This window comes from Bartonella sp. AA81SXKL, from assembly GCF_042196945.1.
Taxonomy (GTDB): Bacteria; Pseudomonadota; Alphaproteobacteria; order Rhizobiales; family Rhizobiaceae; genus Bartonella.
Genome location: NZ_JBHIRH010000296.1, coordinates 1 through 655, shown reverse-complemented (window position 1 = coordinate 655; position 655 = coordinate 1). Strand labels below are relative to the sequence as shown.

At 39.7% G+C, this 655-nt stretch carries 1 protein-coding gene; it reads left to right on the top strand.

The genetic code is table 11. The features are described from left to right. Positions 1-3: 3 nt before the first annotated feature. A partial coding sequence (locus ACFINZ_RS11225; RefSeq protein WP_375701555.1) for an MFS transporter occupies positions 4-655 on the top strand: 652 nt, incomplete at its 3' end.

The following is a 655-nucleotide window of genomic DNA, read 5'->3' as shown; positions in this document are numbered from 1 at the left end:
CTTATGGAGAATGAAAAAACTCTAACACCGAATGATACAAGAAAACGTGTTCTCTCTATCGTATCTAGTGCATCAGGTAATCTGGTAGAATGGTATGATTTTTATGTTTATTCTTTTACGTCCATCTATTTTGCATCACAGTTTTTTCCCTCTGATGGAGATGTTGTTACCGAACTTTTAAAGTCTTCTGTTGTTTTTTTTATCGGCTTCCTCATGCGCCCAATTGGTGGCTGGCTGTTTGGGTTTATTGCTGATCGCTATGGACGTAAACGTTCCTTGCTTATTTCTGTTTTTATGATGTGTGGTGGCTCTTTTCTCATTGCCCTCCTTCCAACCTATGAAACGATTGGAGCAACAGCAGCGGTTCTCCTTATTTTACTGCGTATGCTTCAAGGACTTTCAGTTGGTGGTGAATATGGCACAACAGCAACTTATATGAGCGAAGTTGCACTCAAAAATCGTCGTGGTTTCTTTAGTTCTTTCCAATATGCCACACTTATTGGTGGTCAACTTCTCGCTAGTCTGGTTATGTTTACTCTAGCCCTATATTTAACAGAAGATCAATTAAAAGCATGGGGATGGCGTATTCCTTTTGCAATTGGTGGATTAGGAGCAATTGTTGCAATTTATCTGCGTCGTTCGCTTCATGAAACAA